Origin of the sequence: Micromonospora arborensis (assembly GCF_003205615.1) — a bacterium.
GTDB lineage: Bacteria > Actinomycetota > Actinomycetes > Mycobacteriales > Micromonosporaceae > Micromonospora > Micromonospora arborensis.
Window position 1 is genome coordinate 1 of record NZ_PYBV01000173.1, and the last position, 266, is coordinate 266.

The following is a 266-nucleotide window of genomic DNA, read 5'->3' on the forward strand; positions in this document are numbered from 1 at the left end:
TGCCGCCCTGCCGCTCGGAGATCGCGGCGATCAGCTCGCCCTTACGCATGCGAGCCGTGCCGGAGATGCCGAGCGACGCGGCCAGGCTCTGCAGCTCTGGCAGCAGCATCGCCGACAGACCGGTGCCGCTACGCCGCCGACGGGCGGGAGCGGCGGCGGTGGCATCGCCAGCGACGTTGGAAACATCCGACGTCACGTCGGTGGTGTCGCTCAATGGAATCCTTCCCTCGATAAAGGCCGGGACTGCCCGGAGTCGGAGCTCAGGT

Annotated in this window: 1 protein-coding gene; it reads right to left on the reverse strand. The window is 69.2% G+C overall.

The genetic code is table 11. The annotated features are described in order from the left end of the window. Positions 1–214: Rho termination factor N-terminal domain-containing protein (locus C7C45_RS33315; RefSeq protein ID WP_208641541.1), on the reverse strand; the 214-nt coding region annotated here is incomplete at its 3' end. Positions 215–266 lie beyond the last annotated feature (52 nt).